Origin of the sequence: Eikenella corrodens (genome assembly GCF_900187105.1) — a bacterium.
Lineage (GTDB): Bacteria > Pseudomonadota > Gammaproteobacteria > Burkholderiales > Neisseriaceae > Eikenella > Eikenella corrodens.
The window spans coordinates 799,303-822,036 of the sequence record NZ_LT906482.1 but is presented as its reverse complement, the minus strand read 5'-3'; the positions used below and the strand labels follow the sequence as shown (position 1 = coordinate 822,036).

17 protein-coding genes and 1 pseudogene are annotated in these 22,734 nt (G+C 53.1%); 10 read left to right on the top strand and 8 right to left on the bottom strand.

Annotated features, from left to right (window positions below):
- Positions 1-165 precede the first annotated feature (165 nt).
- Complete coding sequence (locus tag CKV94_RS04120) at positions 166-819, top strand: IS1595 family transposase (protein ID WP_157727247.1); 654 nt, start codon at positions 166-168, stop codon at positions 817-819.
- 7 nt (positions 820-826) lie between these two features.
- On the opposite strand, the gene CKV94_RS04115 is transcribed toward CKV94_RS04120, so the two are convergent.
- The 6 genes and pseudogenes from CKV94_RS04115 to CKV94_RS04095 form a co-directional block, all read right to left on the bottom strand.
- Positions 827-1,066, bottom strand: coding sequence for a hypothetical protein (locus tag CKV94_RS04115; protein ID WP_155733664.1), 240 nt, complete (start codon positions 1,064-1,066; stop codon positions 827-829).
- Positions 1,067-1,074: 8 nt separating this feature from the next.
- Positions 1,075-1,425: a hypothetical protein gene (locus CKV94_RS04110; protein WP_095114595.1), complete on the bottom strand. Its 351-nt coding sequence runs from the start codon at positions 1,423-1,425 to the stop codon at positions 1,075-1,077.
- Positions 1,426-1,933: 508 nt separating this feature from the next.
- Positions 1,934-3,187 (bottom strand): 3'-5' exonuclease, encoded by a 1,254-nt coding sequence (locus CKV94_RS11585; protein ID WP_408607581.1) that lies wholly within the window; start codon positions 3,185-3,187, stop codon positions 1,934-1,936.
- A 24-nt stretch (positions 3,188-3,211) separates the two neighbouring features.
- Positions 3,212-3,954: pseudogene (locus CKV94_RS11580) on the bottom strand (UvrD-helicase domain-containing protein); the annotation flags it as partial.
- A gap of 91 nt (positions 3,955-4,045) precedes the next feature.
- Positions 4,046-4,351 carry an RnfH family protein gene (locus tag CKV94_RS04100; protein WP_003824724.1) on the bottom strand — a complete coding sequence of 102 codons (306 nt, stop codon included), beginning with the start codon at positions 4,349-4,351 and terminating at the stop codon, positions 4,046-4,048.
- On the bottom strand, positions 4,344-4,781 hold the full coding sequence (locus tag CKV94_RS04095; RefSeq protein ID WP_003824723.1) for a type II toxin-antitoxin system RatA family toxin: 438 nt from the start codon (positions 4,779-4,781) through the stop codon (positions 4,344-4,346). Before CKV94_RS04095 ends, CKV94_RS04100 begins: the two co-directional genes overlap by 8 nt.
- Before the next feature lie 225 nt (positions 4,782-5,006).
- Between CKV94_RS04095 and dprA the strand changes: the two genes are divergently transcribed.
- The 3 genes from dprA (at position 5,007) to topA (ending at position 9,255) form a co-directional block, all read left to right on the top strand.
- Positions 5,007-6,299 carry a DNA-processing protein DprA gene (gene dprA / locus CKV94_RS04090; RefSeq protein WP_003824721.1) on the top strand — a complete coding sequence of 431 codons (1,293 nt, stop codon included), beginning with the start codon at positions 5,007-5,009 and terminating at the stop codon, positions 6,297-6,299.
- Positions 6,296-6,766 carry a DUF494 family protein gene (locus CKV94_RS04085; RefSeq protein WP_003824720.1) on the top strand — a complete coding sequence of 157 codons (471 nt, stop codon included), beginning with the start codon at positions 6,296-6,298 and terminating at the stop codon, positions 6,764-6,766. Before dprA ends, CKV94_RS04085 begins: the two co-directional genes overlap by 4 nt.
- Positions 6,767-6,954: 188 nt before the next feature.
- On the top strand, positions 6,955-9,255 hold the full coding sequence (topA, locus tag CKV94_RS04080; RefSeq protein WP_003824719.1) for a type I DNA topoisomerase: 2,301 nt from the start codon (positions 6,955-6,957) through the stop codon (positions 9,253-9,255).
- A 237-nt stretch (positions 9,256-9,492) separates the two neighbouring features.
- Here topA and CKV94_RS04075 read toward each other — a convergent pair whose 3' ends face one another.
- Positions 9,493-9,729, bottom strand: a complete 237-nt coding sequence (locus CKV94_RS04075) for a GlsB/YeaQ/YmgE family stress response membrane protein (RefSeq protein ID WP_003824718.1) — start codon at positions 9,727-9,729, stop codon at positions 9,493-9,495.
- A gap of 717 nt (positions 9,730-10,446) precedes the next feature.
- Between CKV94_RS04075 and CKV94_RS04070 the strand changes: the two genes are divergently transcribed.
- From CKV94_RS04070 to CKV94_RS04055, 4 genes are all read left to right on the top strand, one after another.
- A complete protein-coding gene (locus CKV94_RS04070) occupies positions 10,447-11,892 on the top strand; it encodes a peptide MFS transporter (RefSeq protein ID WP_049258193.1) in 1,446 nt (481 codons plus the stop codon).
- A 222-nt stretch (positions 11,893-12,114) separates the two neighbouring features.
- Complete coding sequence (locus CKV94_RS04065) at positions 12,115-13,557, top strand: peptide MFS transporter (protein WP_003824713.1); 1,443 nt, start codon at positions 12,115-12,117, stop codon at positions 13,555-13,557.
- Between the two features lie 245 nt (positions 13,558-13,802).
- The gene (locus CKV94_RS04060) at positions 13,803-15,596 is read left to right on the top strand and encodes an aminopeptidase P family protein (protein WP_035581195.1); all 1,794 of its coding nucleotides are present in this window, start codon (positions 13,803-13,805) and stop codon (positions 15,594-15,596) included.
- 726 nt (positions 15,597-16,322) lie between these two features.
- Positions 16,323-17,810, top strand: coding sequence for a peptide MFS transporter (locus tag CKV94_RS04055; RefSeq protein WP_035581193.1), 1,488 nt, complete (start codon positions 16,323-16,325; stop codon positions 17,808-17,810).
- Here the strand turns inward: CKV94_RS04055 and CKV94_RS04050 are convergent.
- Positions 17,807-18,034 (bottom strand): hypothetical protein, encoded by a 228-nt coding sequence (locus CKV94_RS04050; RefSeq protein ID WP_003824705.1) that lies wholly within the window; start codon positions 18,032-18,034, stop codon positions 17,807-17,809. The two genes, CKV94_RS04055 and CKV94_RS04050, sit on opposite strands and share 4 nt — an antisense overlap.
- 141 nt (positions 18,035-18,175) lie before the next feature.
- Here CKV94_RS04050 and CKV94_RS04045 point away from each other — a divergent pair, with 141 nt between their 5' ends.
- Positions 18,176-19,972: an aminopeptidase P family protein gene (locus tag CKV94_RS04045; RefSeq protein ID WP_003824704.1), complete on the top strand. Its 1,797-nt coding sequence runs from the start codon at positions 18,176-18,178 to the stop codon at positions 19,970-19,972.
- Positions 19,973-20,489: 517 nt separating this feature from the next.
- Positions 20,490-22,652, top strand: coding sequence for an ornithine decarboxylase (locus CKV94_RS04040; RefSeq protein ID WP_003824702.1), 2,163 nt, complete (start codon positions 20,490-20,492; stop codon positions 22,650-22,652).
- Positions 22,653-22,734 lie beyond the last annotated feature (82 nt).

The following is a 22,734-nucleotide window of genomic DNA, read 5'->3' as shown; positions in this document are numbered from 1 at the left end:
ACTATGATTAGCGATTAAATCTTTTATACCGTATTGTCTAGTTTGGCAAATGATAGAAAACTGTATTTTTACTTCGTCAAAAGTGTGCTGCCTAGAGCCGAGTCTTTCGGTTACCGCTTTATCATAGGGGCTGTACTAGATTAGCAGATATGTTACCCTCGAAATATGAAGATAACACACTGCAAATTAAGGAAGAAAGTACAGAAAGAACTGCTCCGCTTTTTTGTACTCGAAGTTACCGCCCGTTCTGCCGCCGATATTTTGGGTATCCATCCCAATTCGGCAGCCCTGTTCTACCGCAAAATCCGTATGGTCATCAGCCATCATTTGGCCTTGGCTGCCGATGAGGTTTTCGAGGGGCCCGTCGAGTTGGACGAAAGCTATTTCGGCGGACGGCGTAAAGGCAGACGTGGTCGCGGTGCGGCAGGCAAAGTGGTTGTCTTCGGCATTCTGAAACGCAACGGACGGGTCTATACTGTTGTGGTGGATAATGCCAAGTCCGATACTTTGATGCCTGTGATCAAACAAAAAATCATGCCGGACAGCATTGTTTATACCGATAGTCTGAGCAGCTACGACAAGTTGGACGTGAGCGGTTTCATCCATTACCGCATCAACCATTCCAAGGAATTTGCAGACCGCCAGAACCACATCAACGGCATTGAGAACTTTTGGAATCAGGCAAAACGCGTCTTACGCAAGTACAACGGAATCGATCGCAAATCTTTCCCGCTGTTCTTGAAAGAATGCGAATTTCGATTTAACTTCGGCACACCGTCCCAGCAGCTTAAAATCCTGCGGGAGTGGTGTGGAATTTAGGGCTAATCTAGTACAGCCCCTTATCATAAGCTACTTTTACCCAAGCACTTTGTTGCGGCACTATAGTTTCTGTATCAATGAAGGAGTATTTTGCGACACCATTTTGTGAACCCATCATAAGGTATTGCCACCGGCCAAACCTTCCCTTCGCTGATTCAATCCTCATAACAGCATCATCAAACTCATCCGCATAAGCAACGGTTCCGAATAAACAAACTAATAGGAAAATCAATAGTTTTTTCATCATTCAATTCCTCAATCTGAATAAACCTGTTTCACGTCCTTAGACAGCATCAAGTACAGCGCCCATCCGATTCCCCATGCGATATTAAACGCATTCCCGGTCAGGCCGCCAATGCCAGCAATTATCCCCAGTAGGAAAATTGTTGCCAGCACAGATGAACGCTTAAAGCGATACCCTAGCAGCCACACCGGCGCAGCAGATGCCACAATCAGTAGTAGTGAAAGGGACAGTTCCATAGCCCACCCTGTGCCGCCGGTGGGCTGTTGGGCGATGCCACTAATGGTATAGACAATGGATAACAAAGTGCGGATAACCGTAATTGCTAGAAACACATTCAGCGGTGCAGGGATGCGCTTGCTCATCATCCATTTCCTTAACAAGATTTAATGTTTAACATCATACCCCAAGCCCAATAAAAAAGGCAGCCGAAGCTGCCAAGTGTCGTTCTAATGGGACCCCCCTACAAACCGCCAAACATCGCATCCTCTAACATTTGCGGCTCAGCTCGTGCTGCCGCCGCAGATTAAGTGCGTAAAGGCTGCTAGCTGCCTACCTGGACCAAATCAGTGCGGCACAGGACGAAGAGAGTTGGCAGGAAGTCGAAGCCCTGTGCTTTGAGAAAGAATACCGCAGCGCCATCATCCGCGAATGGGCAGAAATCGCCATCGAAGACGGTGAAGAGAACTACGGCTTCAGCGATCAATGCATACCCTCATTTTTAACTTCGTTGAAGTTGCGTTTTCAGGTAGCCTTTTGGTGGCATGGCAAACCAACTGAACTTTCGCTACGGCCTGGGTTCGCCTTGCTGTGCTTTTGTGTTGTCTGTGGCTCACTGCCCCGTATCGAAAGTCAAGTTGGCTCGCTATATATTTATTTGCCCTGCCCCATTTTGGCATTAAGCATATCGAGCATGCTGCGCAGGTTGGCTTTGCCTTCTTCGTGACTCACAATGGGTTCGCCGCCTTTGCGGCCGAGGATTTTGAGGTCGGCTTGGGGCATTTCATCGATAAAGCGGCTGGGCTCGGGGAATTGCCAGCCGCCCTGGCGGCGGCGTTTGACGCAGTGGGTGAGGGTGAGGCTGTGTTTGGCGCGAGTGATGCCGACATACATGAGGCGGCGTTCTTCGTCGAGGTTGCCTTCTTCTACGCTGTCGGCGTGGGGGAAGAGGCCTTCTTCGCAGCCGGCGAGGATAACGTGGGGGTATTCGAGGCCTTTGGAGGCGTGCAGGGTGGAGAGGGTGACGGTGTCGGTTTCTTCTTTGCTGCGGCTGTCGAGCAGGTTCATCAGGGCGATGGTTTGGGAGAGTTCGATCAGGGTTTTGCCGTCTTGTTCGCCTTTTCTGGCCAGCCAGGCGCATAAATCTTGCACGTTGCGCCATTTGATTTCGCCGCTTTTGCCTTCTTCGTGTTCGAGCAGGTAGTTTTCGTAGCGGATGTCGGCCAGGAGCTCTTGGATGAGGCTGCCGGCGGGCTCGCTTTGGGCGCTGCTTTGGTAATTTTGCATGAGGGCGGTGAATTGGCGCAGGGCTTCACGGCCGGCGGCGGGGAGTTGGGCTAGGGCTTCGGCGGTGTTGGCGGCGGCGTAGAGGCTGCAGGAGGCTGCGGCAGCGTAGCGGTTGAGGCTGCTGAGGGTGGCGTCGCCGATGCCGCGTTTGGGGGTGGTGGCGGCGCGCAGGAAGGCGGGATCGTCGTCGGGGTTGGCGAGCAGGCGCAGGTAGGCGAGGATGTCTTTGATTTCGGCTTTTTCAAAGAAGCTTTGCCCGCCAGAAACGCGGTAGGGGATGTGGGCGCTGCGCAGGGCTTCTTCAAACAGGCGGGCTTGGTGGTTGCTGCGGTAGAGGATGGCGAAGTCGGCGTAGTTGAGGCTGCCGCCGCTTTGGTTGCGCCGGCGGATGATGCTGCCGGTGGCGTATTCGGCTTCGTGTTGTTCGTTTTGGCAGGCGATGATGCGCACGGGCTCGCCTTCGCCGTATTGACTCCAGAGGGTTTTGGGGAAGAGCTTGGGGTTGTTGGCGATGACTTGGTTGGCCACGCGCAGGATGCGGGCGGAGGAGCGGTAGTTTTGCTCGAGCTTGATGATTTTGAGGGCGGGGTAGTCTTGCTGGAGCAGGCGGAGGTTTTCCATGTTGGCGCCGCGCCAGGCGTAGATGCTTTGGTCGTCGTCGCCCACGGCGGTGAAGCGGCCTTCGGCACCGGTGAGCAGCTTCATGAGGGTGTATTGGCAGGTGTTGGTGTCTTGGCATTCGTCCACCAAAAGGTGCAGCAGGCGCATCTGCCATTTGATTCGGATGCCGGCTTCGTTTTGCAGCAGGCGGGTGGGCAGGAGGATGAGGTCGTCGAAATCGACGGCTTGATAGCTGTGAAGGGTTTCCTGATAGCCTGCGTAGAGCTGGGCGGTTTGGCGTTCCCATTCGTTGGAGGCTACCTGAAAGGCTTGCTCGGGGGTGAGCAGGTCGTTTTTCCACAGGGAGATTTTGTGCTGGGCGCGGAAGACGGCGTCGCGGCCGCTGCTGCCGAGCAGCTCGGCGATGATTTGCCGCTGTCGGAGCCGTCGAACACGGAGAAGTTTTTTTTGTAGCCGATGTGTTGGGCTTCTTCGCGCAAGAGGCGCATGCCCAGCGAGTGGAAGGTGCAGACGGTAAGCCCGCGGGTTTGGCGGCTGCCGAGCATAGCGGCGGTGCGCTCCTGCATTTCGGCGGCGGCTTTGTTGGTGAAGGTGATGGCGGCGATGTTGTGCGGGGCGTAGCCCACTTCGCGGATGAGGTGGGCGATTTTTTCGGTGATCACGCGGGTTTTGCCGCTGCCTGCGCCAGCCAGCACAAACAGGGGGCCGCCGAGATAATGCACGGCTTCGAGCTGCTGGGGGTTGAGTTGGAAGGGGGGTGTGGACATGGGGTGTGGATAAGGCTGCCTGGGCTTTCAGGTAGCCTTTGGATGGTTTGGGTAATGGATACAGGCTACCTGAAAACGGTTTGCCTGATTTTCAGGTAGCCTCTTTTTTCTGTTTGGCAGCTGCTTTGCGGCGGCGGTTTTCTTTCGGGTCGATGAGTAGGGCGCGGTACACTTCCACGCGGTCACCTTCACGCAGCGGGGTGCTGTCTTCCACTTTTTTGCCAAAGATACCGATGGGCGCGGCGGCAAAATCCACGTGCGGAAATTCGGTTGGCAAGGAGGATTGCAGCACGGCCTGCCGCGCGGTGGTGCCGCTGGCTACCTGAAAAGCCAGCAGGCGTTGTTTCCCCGGCTCGGCATAGGCCACTTCGATATGGAGCGGGGTATTGTTAGGCATAGCGGCGGCCTGCCTCTTTCACGAAAGCATCCACTAGCGTACCGCTGATGTGGCTGAACACGGGGCTGATGAGTGCGGAGAGCACGCGGCTGGAAAATTCGTAGTGCAGCTCGAATTCCACTTTGCAGGCATCGTCGCCCAAGGGCAGGAAGTGCCAAGTTCCGTTCAGGCTTTTAAACGGGCCTTCGAGCAACACCATGCGGATTTCGCGGCCGGGGATGTTGCGGTTGTGCGTGGCAAACGATTGGCGCACGCCCATATAGTCCATAAACAGCCGTGCTTTCAATTCGTTGCCGCTGCGCTCGATGATTTCGGTGCGGCTGTACCACGGCAGAAACTGCGGATAATCCTCCGCTTTGTCCACCAGCTCGAACATCTGCTCGGCAGAATGCGGCACGAGCAGGGATTTCTTCACGGTTTTGAGCGACATACAAACGGCCTTGGCAATGCAAAGTGCGCATTATATAGCGAAACGCCAAACCTCCCCACCGCCAAGCACGCACATGGTGCATAAAAACACATATTATCAATATAAAACAATATATTATTTATTATCTGCCATTCTTGGCTCGAAACTTGCTTGAAGTTTGTTCGATATCGCTCGGCAGCCGCCGACCTGCTTCCCTAACTCCCATTCTCCGCACACGTAAAACACATGGAAAACTCCGCAGAACGTTTGGCTTGGATACAGCTTGCGCTGATGCCGTATATCGGCGCGGAAACGTTTTACGAACTCTGCCGCCACTACGGTTCTGCAGCTGCCGTGTGGGCTGCCGAGCAGGAAGTGGGCGACATCCTGCCCAGCCGCCCGGCGCAGGAAGCCTGGCGCAGCCGCCGCCACGAGGCCGAGGCTGCCGCCGAAGCCGCGCTGGCATGGGAGCAGCAGGAAAACTGCCGTTTATTGTTGGCTTGCGACGCAGATTTTCCGCCGCAATTGGGCGAAGGCATCACCGCACCGCCCTTATTGTTTGCCCGCGGCAACACCGAATGGCTGCATCGGCCTTCAGTGGCCATCGTGGGCAGCCGGCACGCCACGCCGCAAGCGATGCGGATTGCCGGTGAATTTGGCGAAGCCTTGGCCGCTGCCGGCATCGTAACCGTATCCGGCATGGCCGCCGGTATCGACAGCGCCGCCCACGAAGGCGCGTTGCGCAAGCAGGGTGGCACGGTGGCGGTGTGGGGCACGGGCATCGACCGCGTATATCCCGTGGCCAACAAAGCACTGGCGCACCGCATTGCCGAACAAGGCTGCGTGCTCTCCGAATTCCCCTTGGGCACGAGTCCGTTGGCCGGCAACTTTCCGCGCCGCAACCGCCTGATTGCCGCCCTCTCCTCTGCCGTGCTGGTGGTGGAAGCTGCGTTGGAATCCGGTTCGCTGATTACCGCGCGGCTGGCGGCAGACATGGGGCGCGAAGTGTTCGCCGTGCCCGGCTCCATCGACAACCCGCACAGCAAAGGCTGCCACGCGCTGATTAAGCAAGGTGCGAAGCTTACCGAAACACTGGCCGATATTCTGGAAGAATGCCCGCAGCTGCCGCAAACCGCATCGACTAGCCGCCAAACGGCAGCCCAAACCAAAAGGCTACCTGAAAACGAGCGCAGCGAGTTTCTACGTAGTAAAAACGAGCGTAGCGAGTTTCGCCAAAACGAACGTAGTGAGTTTCTACAAAACCAAAACGCAGATGTCGAACATCGCCAAGCCGAATCGCTCCCAAGCGAACAGCCAGCCTTGGTCGATGCCACACCGGCATCAACTGAAACCGAAACCTCACCGCTGCTGCAAGCCATGGGCTACGACGCGGTACACCCCGACAGCTTGGCCGAGCGGCTCAAACTGCCCGCGGCCGATGTGTATGCCGAACTGACTTTATTAGAAATCAACGGCCAAATTGCCCCGCTCTCCGGCGGCCGTTACCAACGGATTGCTCCAAACAGGAATACCAAATGATTGATGTAATTGCCTTCTTGATAAACAACTTCCAAGACTTCGACACCTGCCCGCCCAGCGAGGCCTTGGGCAGCCTCTTGGAGCAGGTGGGTTTCCAGGATGAGGAAATTCGTGATACGCTATTATTTATGAACGTGCTCCAAGAGCGTAGCCGCTCGCTGCACCGCAATTTCCGCGAGGAGCAGGCGATGCGCGTGTATCTGCCCGAAGAACTTGCCGCTTTGCCGCCCGAGGCTTTGGGTTTGCTGCACTTTTTAGTACAAAACGGCGCGCTTTCTGTGGAGCAGCGGGAATTTGTGCTGCTGGCGCTGATGCACCTGGCAGACAAGGCAGACGAACCGCTCACCGATGCACATGTAAAAGTGCTGTCGCTCTTGGTGTTGTGGGCAGACAAATCCGAGCTGCCGATGCTCATCAGCGATGATTTGGTTAATGCCCTGCTGCACGGCCAGGCGGTGATGAATTGAGAAAGGCCGCTGCTCTTTATATAAAAGGCTACCTGGAAAATGAAGGTTTTCAGGTAGCCTTTGATTGAATACGGCGCACTTGCACCAAGATGGATTCAGGCTACCTGAAACCTTGCTTTTATTGGCTAAAGCACAATATTTCTTTAGCTACAGCGTGGCTAAAAACAAAAGTATTTTGCGAGGAAACTATGTCGAAAAACCTGCTGATTGTGGAATCTCCCAACAAAATCAAATCGATTAAAAAATACCTGGGCAGCGATTTTGAAGTATTGGCCTCCTTCGGCCATGTGCGCGATTTGGTGCCGAAAAACGGCGCTGTCGATCCCGAGCACGATTTCGCTATGAAATATGAAGTGCCGGCCAAGAGCAAAAAGCACATCGACGCCATCGTGGCCGCCGCCAAAGAAGCCGACACCCTCTATCTGGCCACCGACCCGGACCGCGAAGGCGAAGCCATTTCTTGGCATATCTACGAAATCCTCAAAACCAAACGCGGCATCAAAAATCTGGACGAGCGTACCCTGCGCGTGGTGTTTCACGAAGTTACCAAAAAAGGCGTGCAGGAAGCCCTCAAGCAGCCGCGCAAGCTCGATATGGGCTTGGTGGACGCGCAACAGGCGCGCCGCGCCTTGGATTACCTGGTCGGCTTCAACCTCTCCCCGCTGTTGTGGAAAAAAATCCGGCGCGGCTTGAGCGCCGGCCGCGTGCAAAGCCCCGCCTTGCGCCTGATTTGCGAGCGCGAAAACGAAATCCGCGCCTTTGAAACGCAGGAATACTGGAGCGTGCATCTCGACAGCCACAAAGGCCGCCAAAAATTCGCCGCCAAACTCACCCAATGGCAGGGCAGCAAACTGGAACAGTTCTCCCTGCTTAACGAAGCCGCCCAGGCCGCCGTGTTGGCCGCCATGCAGGGCAAACCGGCGCAAGTGCTCGATGTGGTGAAGAAAAAAGCCACCCGCAAGCCTGCCGCGCCCTACACCACCTCCACCATGCAACAGGACGCCGTGCGCAAGCTCGGCTTTACCACCGACCGCACCATGCGCACCGCCCAGCAGCTGTTTGAAGGCGTGGATGTCGGCCAAGGCTCGGTCGGCCTGATTACTTATATGCGTACCGACAGCGTAACCCTGTCGCAAGACGCGATAGCCGAAATCCGCCACTACATCGACAACAAAATCGGCGCCGATTTCCTGCCTAAATCGCCGCGCATGTACCGTACCAAATCCAAAAACGCCCAAGAGGCGCACGAAGCCATCCGCCCCACTTCGGTATACCGCACGCCCGAAAGCGTAAAGCCCTTCCTTTCCGCCGACCAATTCAAGCTCTACCAAATGATTTGGCAGCGCACCATGGCCTGCCAGATGGTGGAAGCCAAATTCGACGCCACCACCGTAGACATCGGCGTGGGCGAAGGCGTGTTCCGCGCCACCGGCCAAGTGCTCGTATTTGCCGGTTTCCTGAGTGTGTATCAGGAAGGCCACGATGAAGACGACGAGGATGAAGACAACAAAAAACTGCCCGAATTGGCCGTGGGCGACGCCCTGCCTGTAGACAAGCTCTACGGCGAGCAGCACTTCACCCAGCCCCCGCCCCGCTTCAACGAGGCCACGCTGGTGAAAGCCTTGGAGGAGTTCGGTATCGGCCGCCCCTCCACCTACGCCAGCATCATCAAAACCCTGAAAGACCGCGAATACGTAACCATCGACCAGCGCCGCTTCCTGCCCACCGACACCGGCGAAATCGTGAACAAATTCCTCACCGAACACTTCACCCAATACGTGGACTACGATTTCACCGCCAAGCTCGAAGACCAGCTCGACGACATTGCCAGCGGCAAGCGGCAGTGGATTCCCGTGATGGACAAATTCTGGAAAGGCTTCCACAAACAGATTGAGGAAAAAGCCGGCATCGAGCGTGCCAAAATCACCACCGAAGAGCTGGACGAAACCTGCCCCAAATGCGGCCAGCACAAGCTGCAAATCAAATTCGGCAAACGTGGCCGCTTCATCGCCTGCTCCGGTTACCCCGACTGCGACTACACCCGCAACCTCAACGAAACCGCCGAAGAAGCCGCCAAGGCCGCTGAAGAGCCCACCATCGTAGAAGGGCGCGAATGTCCCAAATGCGGCGGCCAGCTCGTGTATAAAAAAGGCCGTTTCGGCAAATTCATCGGCTGTGCCAACTACCCCAAGTGCAAACACATCGAGCCCTTGGAAAAACCCAAAGACACCGGCGTGGCCTGCCCCAAATGCGGCAAAGGCAGCCTGATCGAGCGTAAATCGCGCTACGGCAAGCTGTTCTACAGCTGCAATACCTACCCCGACTGCGACTACGCCACCTGGAACCCGCCCGTGGCCGAAGAGTGTCCGAAATGCCACTGGCCGGTGCTCACCATCAAAACCACCAAACGCTGGGGCGTAGAAAAAGTCTGCCCGCAGAAAGAATGCGGCTGGAAAGAGCAAATTGAACCGCCTGCTCCGAAAGGCTAAAGCAGCAAAGAAGTGAAAGGCTACCTGAAAATGAGCAATATTTTTCAGGTAGCCTTTTATTGAGCAAATAGATGAATCAAATTTCAATCAGAATAAGACGGCGAGCTTTTAATTCAGCCGGGTGAGTGAACACTATAGGTCTCAAATACAATTACTACACCACGCCAACACGAAAAAAGCAGCCTACCAACCGCTATCGGTTGAGGCTGCTTTCGTTTGTTTGGTGAGACAGAGACCTTATTTCCGCAGGCTTGCAAAGATAGCCAAAATACCCATGGCACCCAGCGTGGAGGCAATCCAGCCTGCGGGCTGCCCGATGGCATACCAGCCCATCGTTTGCCCAACCCAGCTGGCCAGCACCGAACCGCCGATGCCGAGCAGCGTAGTCATAATGATGCCCAAGCGTTGCCCGCCCGGATACAGGAATTTGGCCAAAATACCGATGATGAAGCCGATAATGATGGTGCTGATCATGGTTGGTTTTCCTCTTATGGTGTGGATAGATGATATACATATCAGGCAAACGGTCAGTTTTTCAAGAGAAAGGCTGCCTGAAAAGTAGAATAGCCATCTAACAGTATGAGAACCCAAAATATTGTAATCAAGCTTATATCATTGGGTGGTGAATGCATCGGAAGTACAAGATTAGATTTATTTTGTTAGCATGGCTTTAAGGTTATTATCATTTCGTGTTTACAAAAGTTTTCAAAAATAGCGTGTGCTGCCAAGACAGTCTGTGGAAGATTTGTATATAAATATGGTTAATGTAAATACATAATTTAATAAAAGAAATCTTTCATGTGTGGTCTGGTTATTTGCACGCCATCAACCATGATATGTCGGTTCTTGTGGCATTTTTGACTTGCATCAACGAAAAAAGTTAATGTTTCTTGACGAATATTATTGCGAATATTAAGATTGCATTAACAAATTTTCCCGGTTGATGCAGCAATTGTGCTGTATTGCCCCAACTGGGATGTCAAAACATGTGCCGCTCGGCGGCAGCTTTATCACCCGACGGCGGTACTGTAACGGCAACGGCAAGTGGCCGTTGTACAGAGTATGGCCGATTCAACGAATACCGACACTGGCATTTTCATGTTGTAAGGCAAATGTTTCAGTGCTGTAACGCCAGGTAACTCGGCGGGTTGGCCGGATTTTCAAGTGAACCCTATTAAAGAGGACGCTATGATGACTACGTCGACCGAAAAAAGATTCTTCGGCCACCCGCGACAGCTGGGTACGCTGTTCTATATCGAGATGTGGGAGCGCTTTGCCTTCTATGGCGGGCAATCCCTCTTGATGATTTATCTATATTACAAGGCCTCTCAAGGAGGTGGCTTGGGCATGGAGCAATCGCTTGCCGCAGGCCTTGTGGGTGTGTACGGTGGTAGTATTTATTTGACCACCATCGTGGGCGGTTGGCTGGCCGACCGTGTGCTTGGCACCAAAAATACCCTGCTGTTGGCCACCGTTGTGATGCTTGGTGGTACCGTCCTCCTCGTATTGCTGCCCGGCTATGCCAGCTTGGTTGGCTTGCCATTCATCTCTTTGGGTAGCGGTAGTTTCAAAGCCACGGCCAGCGCCATGGTGGGTTCGCTCTATGAAGATGAATCCGAACGTGAGCTGCGCGATGCTGGGTTCTCTATTTTCTATACTGCCATCAACGTAGGTATCTTTATTGGTACGCTGCTAGTGGGTTATTTACAGCCTAAATACGGTTTCCGTGTGGCTTTTGCCGCTGCCATGGGGGGTATGGTGCTCTGCTTGATTACCCTGTTGCAAGGTCGCAGCAAATTGCCGGAAACGCCGATTCCTAATCCTCTGCCTAAAGAGCAACGCGGCAAAGTGGTTGGTATCGTGGCGGCTATTTTGGCTGTGATTGGCGGTGCAATCGGCTCAGGTTTGGTGAATCTGACCAACTTCTCCAGCGTGATGTTGGGCTTGGTATGCGTGATCAGCGTTGGCTACTTCTTCGTGATGTTCGGCGACAAAAACTCTACTGAGGCCGATAAACGCCACTTGATTGCCTATGTTCCCCTGTTCGTGGTGATGTGCCTGTTCTGGGCGATGTATTTGCAGATGTATAGCGTGGTAACTGTGTATTTTGAAGAAACCGTGCCGCGTAAGTTCGGTGATTTCGAAGTGCCGATTGCTTGGTTGGTTACTTTCCAGAGCTTGAGCGTTATCGTACTGGCCAGTGCCATGGCTGCTTTGTGGACCAAAATGGGTAAACGCCAACCTTCATCCCAGATGAAATTCGCCTTGGCCGCATTGGTGGCTGGTGTAGGCTATCTGGCTTTCATCCCCTTCCTGTCTACCGGTACGCCGATGCCCATCTTCGTGTTGATGGTGGTGCTGGTGTTGCTGACCGTGGCCGAGCTGCTGCTCTCGCCGATTTCCCTCTCCTTCGCCACTAAAGTTGCACCTGAGGCGTTTAAAACCCAGATGGTATCGTTCAACTTCCTAAGCTTGTCTTTGGGCTTTACCTTGGGCGGTGTGCTGGGTGACAAACTCTATACTGCCGAGACGGCCACCAGCTACTACATCATGCTGGCCGGTATGGGTATCGGTTCTGCCGTAGTGCTGTTCGTAATGATGCCTATGCTCAAACGCCTGTTGCACGATGTGGACTAATGCATCAGCTAGCTTTGTGTTTAAGCGCGACCCGGGAATCTGCCTTCGGGCAGATTCCCGAAACGGCAACAATTTGCAAGGTTGTTGTGTGAAGCATGTGGTTGGTTTGCAATAAAGATGATTTGATGTGCCGGAGTAGTATGGCCAAAAGCCCCGTGCCGCACAGATGATTTGGATGGATGTTGCTGTATTGATTAATATAAGTAATGTAAGGGCGTTAACATGAATACGTCGACCGAGAAAAAATTCTTCGGCCATCCGCATCAGCTGGGAACATTGTTCCAAGTTGAGCTGTGGGAACGTTTCTCGTTCTACAGCATGCAGGCCATTCTGGTAATTTATTTGTCTCATCAATTGAGCCAAGGCGGCTTGGCTATGCCGGAGGCGCTGGCTGTGGGCATTGTGGGTGCCTATAGCGGCAGTATCTATCTTTCCACCATTATCGGCGGTTGGCTGGCCGACCGCGTGATCGGGCCTAAAAATACTTTATTCTTTGCGGTTGCCACCATGTTGGTGGGGCATATCTTGCTGGTGATGATTCCCGGTGTGGGCAGCTTGGCTGGCCTGCCGTTTATTGCCTTGGGCAGTGGTGGTGTGAAATCCGCCTGTAGTACCTTGGTGGGCTCGCTGTATGAAGACGAATCCACCCGCAATCTGCGCGATGCCGGTTTCTCCATCTTCTACACAGGTATCAATATCGGTAGTTTCTGCGGCTCGCTAGTGGCGGGCTACCTGCAATCCAATATGGGTTTCCGCATGGCATTTGCCGGTGCGGTGGTGGGTATTGCCATTGGTTTGACGCTTTTTATTAAAGGTAAGAGCAAACTACCGGATTTGCCGCTGCCTAACCCGCTGCCCAAAGAGCAGCGTGGTAAAGCCATCGGTATGGGCGTGGCTATCTTGGCCGTTGTTGGTGGCCTGATCGCAGCCGGTATCCTGCGCTTAGACAACTTCTCCAGCATTCTGTTGGGCGTGGTAAGCTGCATCAGTATCGGTTACTTTGTGATGATGGTGAAAGACAAACAGGCCACCGAGGCCGACAGGCGCCATATCATTGCTTATGTGCCGCTATTTCTTGCCATGTGCGTGTTCTGGGCGATTTATTCCCAAGTGTATAGTTCTGTAACCCTGTATTTCGATAAAACTGTGCCGCGCACTTTCGGCAGCTTTACTGTGCCGGTGGCTTGGCTGGTTACCTATCAGAGCTTGGTGGTGATTGTGCTGGCCAGTGCGATGGCCGCCCTGTGGACCAAAATGGGCAAACGCCAGCCCACATCCCAAATGAAATTCACTTTGGCTATGCTGGTGTTGGGCTTGGGCTACTTAGGCTTTGTGCCCTTCCTTTCCTCTGGTACGCCGATGCCGATTTTCGTCTTGATGCTGCTGTTGCTGGTGATTACCGTCTCCGAGCTGCTGCTCTCGCCGATTTCTCTCTCGTTTGCCACCAAAGTTGCGCCCAAAGCGTTTAAAACCCAAATGGTTGCGTTCAACTTCCTCACCCTTTCCCTCGGCTTTACGCTGGGCGGGGTGCTGGGCGACAAGCTGTATTCAGACGATGCCGCCACGCAATACTTCATAATTTTGGCCGGCCTAAGTATCGGCTCCTTCGTAGTGCTGCTGCTGCTGTTGCCGAAACTCAACAAACTGTTGCACGACGTAGATTAAAGCCTAGCGTTTTCAGGTAGCCTCAACAGCCTCCCAAGTGAGGCTACCTGAAAACGCCACTTCAACATAGCGAAAGCATCATGGAGCGAAGTTTCTACGGAGCGACGCTCATTCAACCGATTCAAACTTAATTTTCCACACTTCCGCCCGTATCCGATTGCACCCGATTGCAGGCCGGCGTGGTAGCTACGCCTACTGTTGCAGTGGAAAATTAAAAAATGCATATTATACAAGGAGTAATTGAAATGACCGCATCTTATGCCCAACGCTTGGCTGCTTTGCGTGCCGCCATGAAAGCAAAAAATATCGATGCCTGGATTATCCCCACCGCCGACCCGCATCTTTCCGAATACCTGCCAGCCCGCTGGGAAGGCCGTTACTGGCTCACCGGCTTCGGCGGCACCGCCGGCACGCTGATTACCACCGCCGATATTTCCGAATTGTGGGTGGACGGCCGCTATTGGGAGCACGCGGAAGATTGCCTAGCCGGCACCGGCACTGTACTGGGCAAACTCGTTACCGGCACGCCCCATGTGGATTCCCTGATTAAAAACCTGAAATCCGGCGCCGTGGTCGGCATTGCCCCCGATGTATTGTCGCTGAGCGAAAAACGCTATTTGGAAAGCCAGCTGGGTAAAGCTGGAATCAGCTTGCGCCACGACATCGATTTGCTGGACGACATCTGGATCGACCGCCCCGGCGCATCCGATAAACCCGTATTCGCCCAAAAAGCCCAGTTTGTTCCCGAAAGCACCGCCCAGAAAATCGAACGCATCCGCCAAGCCATGCAGGCAGCCGGTGCCGACCACCACTTGGTATCCGGCCTGGACGATATCGCCTGGATTACCAACCTGCGCGGCAGCGACGTGCCATACGACCCGATTTTCTTGTCTTATCTGCTGATTAGCGGCAAGGAAGCTACCCTGTTTGTGGATGAAGCCAAGCTCGATGCTGACAGCAAAAAAGTATTGGCCGACGCCCATGTGGCCGTTGCCCCCTATGCCGACGTAGGCAAAGCCGTGGCCAAACTTTCAGGTAGCCTTCTCATCAACCCCGACCGCACCGCCGTGTCCACCCTCGGCAACCTGCCCGCCGGCGTAAAACTGATTGAAGGCCTCAACCCCAGCACCGAATTCAAAGCTTGCAAGAGCGATGCCGAAATCGAGCACAACATCGAAGCCATGGTGCAAGACGGCGTGGCTTTGTGCGGCTTCTTTGCCGAACTCGAGCAAAAACTGGCTGCCGGCGAGCGCATCAGCGAGCTGGATATTGACGATATGCAGCTCAAACACCGCCAACAGCAGCCCAACTTTGTCGGCCTCTGCTTCGGTACTCATGCCGGTTTCAACGCCAACGGCTCCTTGCCGCACTACATCGCCACCAAGGAAAAATTCAGCTATATCGAAGGCCAAGGCCTGCTCTTGGTGGACTCCGGCGCGCACTACCACAACGGCACCACCGACATTACCCGCATGGTGTGCGTGGGCGAGCCCACCCCCGAGCAACAGCGCGACTACACCCTCGTGCTCAAAGCCCACATCGCCCTCGAACAGGCCATCTTCCCCGAAAACCTCAGCGGTGTGCTGCTCGACGTGATTACCCGCGCCCCCATGTGGCGCACCATGCGCGACTACAACCACGGCACCGGCCACGGTGTGGGCTACTTCCTCAACGTGCACCAAGGCCCGCAGATTATTTCCTACTTCAAGCCCGTGAACGGCCAAAACGTGATGAAAGCCGGTATGCTCACCTCAGACGAGCCCGGCCTCTACCGTCCGGGCAAATGGGGCATCCGCATTGAAAACCTGCTGGTTACCCGCAAAGTGAAAAACCCAGAAGAAACCCAGTTCGGCAGCTATTTGTGCATGGAACCGATCACCTTCTGCCCTATCGACACCAAACTCATCGACCGCAGCCTGATGACCGAAGACGAAATCCAATGGCTGAATGACTACCACGCCCTCGTGCGCGAAAAACTCGCCCCACGCACCCAAGGCGCGGCCAGGGAATGGCTGGAAAGAAATACCCAGCCGATTTAATCGGTTGGCTTATTGGATAAATCAGCTAAGTTGAAATAGTTGGCGCAAGAAAGGCTACCTGAAAGTTTTCAGGTAGCCTTTTTATTGCAGCCGGCGGGGATGAAACAGGCCGCTGCACAGCTTGCCGCGAAAGGCCGGATAATAGTTTGCCACTGTGAGCTTGGTGTCCGCCCGCAACTATGCCAAAGGCTACCTGAAAATTGGGCCGTGCCGCCCCAATCGGTTTTGGCGCAGCAACGCGGCTTCGCCATTTTTCCAACGGGGTAGGGCGGTATCACCATACTGCCGAATGAGGCTACCTGAAAACCCCAACGCACATTTTCAGGTAGCCTTTACCGCTATATAAGAACGAGAAAAGCACTAGGCCACACACTCTATCCGGTTTGCCCGAAAATCCCTGAAAGGCACGGTATTCGGCGCTTGTAAAGCATTTTGATTTGGCCGCTGGGAAAATAAATGTTGGGAAATGCAAATTTATGCTTGCACACAGGCGCAGTGCATACTAATATTTGTCGCACCAAGTCCCCCTTTGTGCAAGAGAAAACGGATGCGGCTTTCATTTGGATACCGCCCGTATTTTGCTGCCAAAGGAGGAATTATTTTTTTGTTGCAACAGCGCCGCTTGGCCGGAAGCAGGCTTGCCATGGTTGGATGGGCGCAACGCAGCATTTTTCAGGTAGCCTGTATGCAGGCATAGAAAAACAGATCATTAGTAAGGAACACCTTATGACTACACCAACCAATGAGCAGCTTGCCACTCCTTCCCCCACGGGCGGAGAAGATCAAGGCAAATTTTTCGGCCACCCGCGCCAGCTGGGTACTTTATTCCACATTGAGCTGTGGGAACGTTTCTCGTTTTACGGCATGCAGGCCATCCTGCTGATTTATCTGTATTACGAGGTCTCCAAGGGCGGCTTGGGCATGGATGAAACCAAGGCTGCCGGCATCGTGGGTGCGTATAACGGCAGTATCTATCTGGCCACCATCCTGAGCGGTTGGCTATCTGACCGCATCTTGGGCGCAGAAAAAACGCTGTTTTTGTCTGGCGTGGTGGTGATGCTGGGGCATGTTGTATTGTCCGCATTGCCCAATATGAGCGGTTTGGTAATCGGCCTGTTGCTGATTGCTTTGGGCAGTGGTGGGGTGAAATCTTCCGCCGGTGCGATGGTGGGTTCGCTGTATGAGACTGAATCTACTCGTGATTTGCGCGATGCCGGTTTTTCTATTTTCTACACTGCCATCAATATCGGCGGCTTTGTCGGCCCGTTGATTGTGGGCGTATTGCAGGTGCAATTCGGTTTCCACTACGGCTTTGGTGCTGCTGCCGTGGGCATGGCTTTTGGTTTGTGGCAATACTGGCGTGGCCGTGTTTCCCTGCCGCATACACCGCCGGCCAATCCGCTGCCCAAACAGAAATACGGCGTTGCGCTGGGTGTGGCGGCTGCCGGGTTGGCAGTAATCGGTGGCTGCATCGCTACTGGCCTGCTGCGCTTGGATAACTTCTCACAAGTTCTGTTGGGTACCGTAATTATTACCAGCCTGCTGTATTTCGTACGTCTGTTTTGCGATTCCCAGGTTACCAAAACCGAGAAACAGCATATGCTGGCCTATGTGCCGCTGTTTATTGTAATGTGTTTGTTCTGGGCGGTATGGTCGCAGGTGTTCACGGTGGTTACCGTGTATTTCGACCAAACTTCACAGCGCGTGGTGGGCGGGTTTGAAATCCCCGTGGCTTGGCTGAGCGCTTTGCAGAGCTTGTGGGTAATTGTGTTTGCCGGTGTGATGGCGGCTTTGTGGACCAAAATGGGCTACCGTCAGCCAAGAACGCCGATGAAATTCACTATGGCCATGATCATTCTGGGCGTGTCATATCTGTGTTTTATCCCGTTTTTGTCCACCGGAAAAGTAATGCCGCTCGTCATCATGGCGCTGCTGCTGCTCACCATCACCATTTCTGAATTGCTGCTTTCGCCGATTTCGCTGTCGTTTGCCACAAAAATCGCACCGCAATCGTTTAAAACACAGATGGTGTCGTTCAATTTCCTGACCTTGTCGCTGGGTTTCACTCTGGGCGGGGTGTTGGTGGACGAGTGCTATGTACCGGAGAAGGCTGTAGAGTTTTACGTCCTGCTCGGCGCATTGGGTATCGGCGGTGGCGTGTTGCTGATGGTGATGATGCCGATGTTGAACCGCATGCTGCGTGATGTGGATTAAATCATTTCAAACGAATTATTTTTCTTCACCAGCCGGGTTTGGCCGGGATGAGTCGAGAAGAATATTTGCGATGAAATAATTTTCAGGTAATCTGAAGCTATCCAATCATGAAAACCGCTATTGGCACATGTTGCCATGGCGGTTTTCATGTTTTCTTGTTGAGTAAGATGAAGTGTGAACTTTGCACATGAAAAATCGTATTTGCTGCTTTGCAAGCGAGCCATTTTCAGGTAGCCTTACAGTTGTCGGCAGTATTTAATATGAAAACAATAGCCGTCAGTCATACACACTTCAACCGGACAAGTTTAAAGCAGCAACACCTTGCATCAGCAGCATTTTCCCAGCAACTGTCAAAGGAGTAAGCTATGAGTAATATTCACGCGCAACGTCTCGCCGCATTGCGGCAAGCGATGAAAGAACAGAAGATCGACGTTTGGATCGCGCCCTCCGCCGACCCGCATATTTCCGAATACCTGCCCGAACATTGGCGCGGGCGCACTTGGTTGTCCGGCTTTGACGGCTCGGTTGGCACGCTGGCCGTGAGCGCCGATTTTGCCGAATTGTGGGTGGACAGCCGCTATTGGGAACAGTCTAAACGCCAGCTTGAAGGCAGCGGCTTCGTGTTGCAAAAACTGGGCCAGGGTTATCCCACTATGATTGAATCCTTGGCTGAAAGGCTACCTGAAAACTCTGTAGTCGGTATCCCGGCAGACGGTTTATCACTCTCGCTCAAGCATGAAATGCAAGCCGATTTTGCCAAGAAGAACATCCATCTGAGGCTTGATATTGATCTGCTCAACAGCTTCTGGCACGACCGCCCGGGCTTGCCGGAAAATCTGATTTTCGTGCATGAAGCCCGTTTCGAACCCGAGAGCGTGTCGGAAAAACTTGCCCGTGTGCGTGCTGCCATGAAAGAACTTGGCGCAGACTACCATTTGGTTTCTTCGCTCGACGATATTGCGTGGATTACCAATCTGCGCTGCAACGACGTGCCGTTCAATCCGCTGTTTATCTCCTATTTGCTGATTGATGCCGAACGGGCCACTCTGTTTGTGAATCCCGCCAAACTTACCGATGCTTGCCACAAAGTGCTGAGCGAAGCCAAAATCGATGTGGCCGAATACCGCAGCGTGGTGGATGCCGTGGGCAAACTCAGCGGCAGTCTCTTGGTCGATCCCGATCGCACCGCCGTTTACACTTTGGGTAAACTACCCGCTGGCGTACGTGTTATTGAAAACATCAATCCCAGTACTCTGTTTAAAGCCTGCAAGCCTGAAGCTGAAATCGAGCACACTAAAAACGCCATGGTGCGCGATGGTGTGGCTCTGTGCGGCTTCTTTGCTGAGCTGGAGCAGAAACTGGCTGCTGGCGAAACCGTTACCGAGCTGGATATTGACACCATGTTAATCGACCATCGCAGCCGCCAGGCCGATTACATTTCGCTCAGCTTCGATACTATTGCCGGCTTCAATGAAAATGCTGCCTTACCGCATTATGCTGCCACCCCCGAATACCATAGCACCATCAAAGGGCAGGGCATTCTGCTGATCGACTCCGGCGCACACTATCTGGATGGCACGACTGATATTACCCGCGTTATCCCCATCGGCAAGCCTACTGCCGAGCAGAAGCGCGACTACACTCTTGTGCTCAAAGCGCATATCGCCTTGGCTGAAGCCATCTTCCCGGAAAATCTATCCGGCCAGATTTTGGATGCCATCTGCCGTGCACCGCTATGGAAAGAACAGTGCGACTATGGTCACGGTACCGGCCATGGTGTGGGCTATTTCCTCAATGTGCACCAAGGCCCACAGAAAATTGCCTACAATACCTCCGGCCTCAAGTGCAATAACATGAAAGAAAATATGATTACCTCCAATGAGCCTGGTTTGTACCGTCCAGGCAAATGGGGTTTCCGTATTGAGAACCTGGTGGTGCATCGCCGCGTGAAACAGCCGAAGGAAACCGAATTTGGCCAATACCTGTGCTTCGAGCAGCTTACCCTGTGTCCGATTGATACGCAGTTAATTGAACGCAGTATGCTGAGCGATGAAGAAGCCGCTTGGCTCAATGACTATCATGCTCTCGTGCGCGAAAAACTTGCTCCGCACACTGAAGGCGCAGCCAAAGAATGGTTGGAAAGAAATACCCAGCCTATTTGATAATATGGTTTTAATAATGCGCTAATAAAAAGGCTACCTGAAATTTCAGGTAGCCTTTTTAGCTTTTTCAGCCGGATTTTCCTTCTGAACAGGAATATTTCCTATTTCATGTAAAGAAATTTTTACATAACTTATTTTTACAAATAATAGACTTACGGCCAATAGAGGCGTTTTCTGCTGTTTTTCTAGTGAAAAACATTTGGCAGTTGTTTGGCAGTTATGCTACTATTTCGCCGCGCAGTAAGAAAAAAATTTTAAGAATTGCGCTATGTTAGCAATAGAAGAAATAGAGATGTGAGCCACATTCATTTAAACGCATTGGAATTCAGCAGTTTGTTACTTGGTTAATAAAAAGCAAAGTGCTAAAATTTGTTTAGATGAGGTGCAGAGCCAGAAGGCCGATTCACAAAACTACACAAAAAACGCAAAACATACACTCATCACTCCAAATAAAGAGTTTTTCCCATTGCTGCCGCTGTGGTTTGGCGGTGGTGTTTTTAACATATAGGAGTTTGATATGACGTTTTTGAAAGTAGCAGCTAGCCCGTCTGTTCAACAGGGCTTCACCACTCAGTTAGATGTGGTGGACGTGCAAGGTGCCGACCTCGCAGGTATTGGTGCTGTTGTTGCTTCTACTGCTGATGCAGCTAAGGCTGTAGAGCAGGTTGAAGCCACCGGCTTCGGCATTCCGGTATTTGTTGCTCTGCAACCTGGTGAAAGCGTACCTGAAAGCCTGTTGACCCGTGTGAACGGTGTGATTCAATTGGGTCGCGGCAACGAAGAGTACTACGGCCGCCAAGTAGACACTGCCGTAAACCAATATGGTTCTAAACTTGCTCCTCCCTTCTTCGGCGCACTGAAGCAGTATGTAGGTATCGGTAACGCTCAGTTCGACTGCCCCGGACACCAAGGTGGTCAGTTCTACCGTAAACATCCTGCCGGTCGCGAATTCTACGAATTCTTCGGTGAAAACGTATTCCGCGCTGACTTGTGCAACGCCGACGTTCGCTTGGGCGACTTGCTGATTCATGAAGGTCCTGCCTGTGCAGCTCAACAACACGCTGCTAAAGTGTTCAATGCCGACAAGACCTACTTCGTTCTGAACGGTACTTCCTCTTCTAACAAAGTGGTAACCAACGCCCTGCTGGCTAAAGGCGACTTGGTATTGTTCGACCGTAACAACCACAAATCTAACACCATTGGCGCGCTGATCACTGGCGGTGCTATTCCGGTTTATCTGCAAACTACTCGTAATCCCTACGGCTTCATCGGCGGTATCGACAACGCTTGCTTCGAAGAAGCCTACATCCGCGAACAGCTGGCTAAAGTTGCTCCGGAACGTGCTAAAGAAGAACGTCCGTTCCGCTTGGCTATTATTCAGTTGGGTACTTACGACGGTACCATCTACAATGCTCGCCAAGTAGTAGATCGCATCGGTCACTTGTGCGACTACATCCTGTTCGACTCTGCTTGGGTAGGTTACGAGCAATTCATCCCGATGATGCGCGACTGCTCACCGATGCTGCTGGAACTGAACGAAAACGATCCTGGCATCTTCGTTACCCAATCCGTACACAAACAACTGGCCGGCTTCTCTCAAGCTTCTCAGATTCACAAAAAAGACAGCCACATTAAAGGCCAGAAACGCTATTGCAGCCACAAACGCTTCAACAATGCGTTCATGATTCATGCTTCTACCAGCCCGTTCTACCCGATGTTCGCTTCTCTGGATGTGAACGCTCGAGTTTTGGATGGCGAGGTAGGCCGCAACCTGTGGCGCGACTGCGTAACCGTAGGTATTGAAGCTCGTAAGATGCTGCGTGCAAGCTGCAAGCTGATCAAACCGTTTATTCCGGAAACCATCGACGGCAAACCGTGGGAATCTTACCCGACCGAGAAGATTGCCAACGACCTGCGCTTCTTCGAATTTGAACCGGGCGCTAAATGGCACTCCTTCCCCGGCTACGGTAAAGGCCAATACTTTGTTGACCCGTGCAAATTCCTGTTGACCACTCCTGGTATCAATGTAGAAACCGGTGAATACGAAGACTTCGGTGTACCTGCTACCATTTTGGCTAACTTCCTGCGCGATAACGGTATCGTTCCGGAAAAATGCGACTTGAACTCCATTCTGTTCCTGATGACCCCGGCCGAAGACCTGGCTAAGATGGAACACTTGGTTGCTCTGATCTCTCGCTTCGAAAAACACATCGAAGCCGACAGCCCGATGAGCGAAGTGGTGCCCACTGTATACGGCCGCAACGCCGAGTACTACAAAGGCTACACCATCCGTCGCCTGTGCCAAGAAATGCACGACTTCTACAAACGCAACAACATGAAACAGTTGCAGAGCGAGATGTTCCGTGCCGACGGCTGGCCGAAACAAGCCATGCTGCCCTACGATGCACAGCAAGCCTTCATCCGCAACGAAGTGAAATTGGTTCGCTTGAGCGAAATCGCTGGTCAAATCGCTGCTGAAGGTGCTCTGCCTTATCCTCCGGGCGTACTGTGTACCATCCCGGGCGAAGTTTGGGGCGGTGCAGTGCAGAAATACTTCCTGGCTCTCGAAGAAGGCATCAACTGCTTGCCTGGTTTCGAACCCGAGCTGCAAGGTGTATATCTGCAGACCGTGGAAGACGGCAGCCGCCGTGCCTTCGGTCACGTAGTGGTTAAAGGCTAATAAGCCGTATCAGGCTACCTGAAACGGTTTCAGGTAGCCTTTGTTAGATAAATTTGATTGCGCGGCAGCGCAGGCTTTGCCG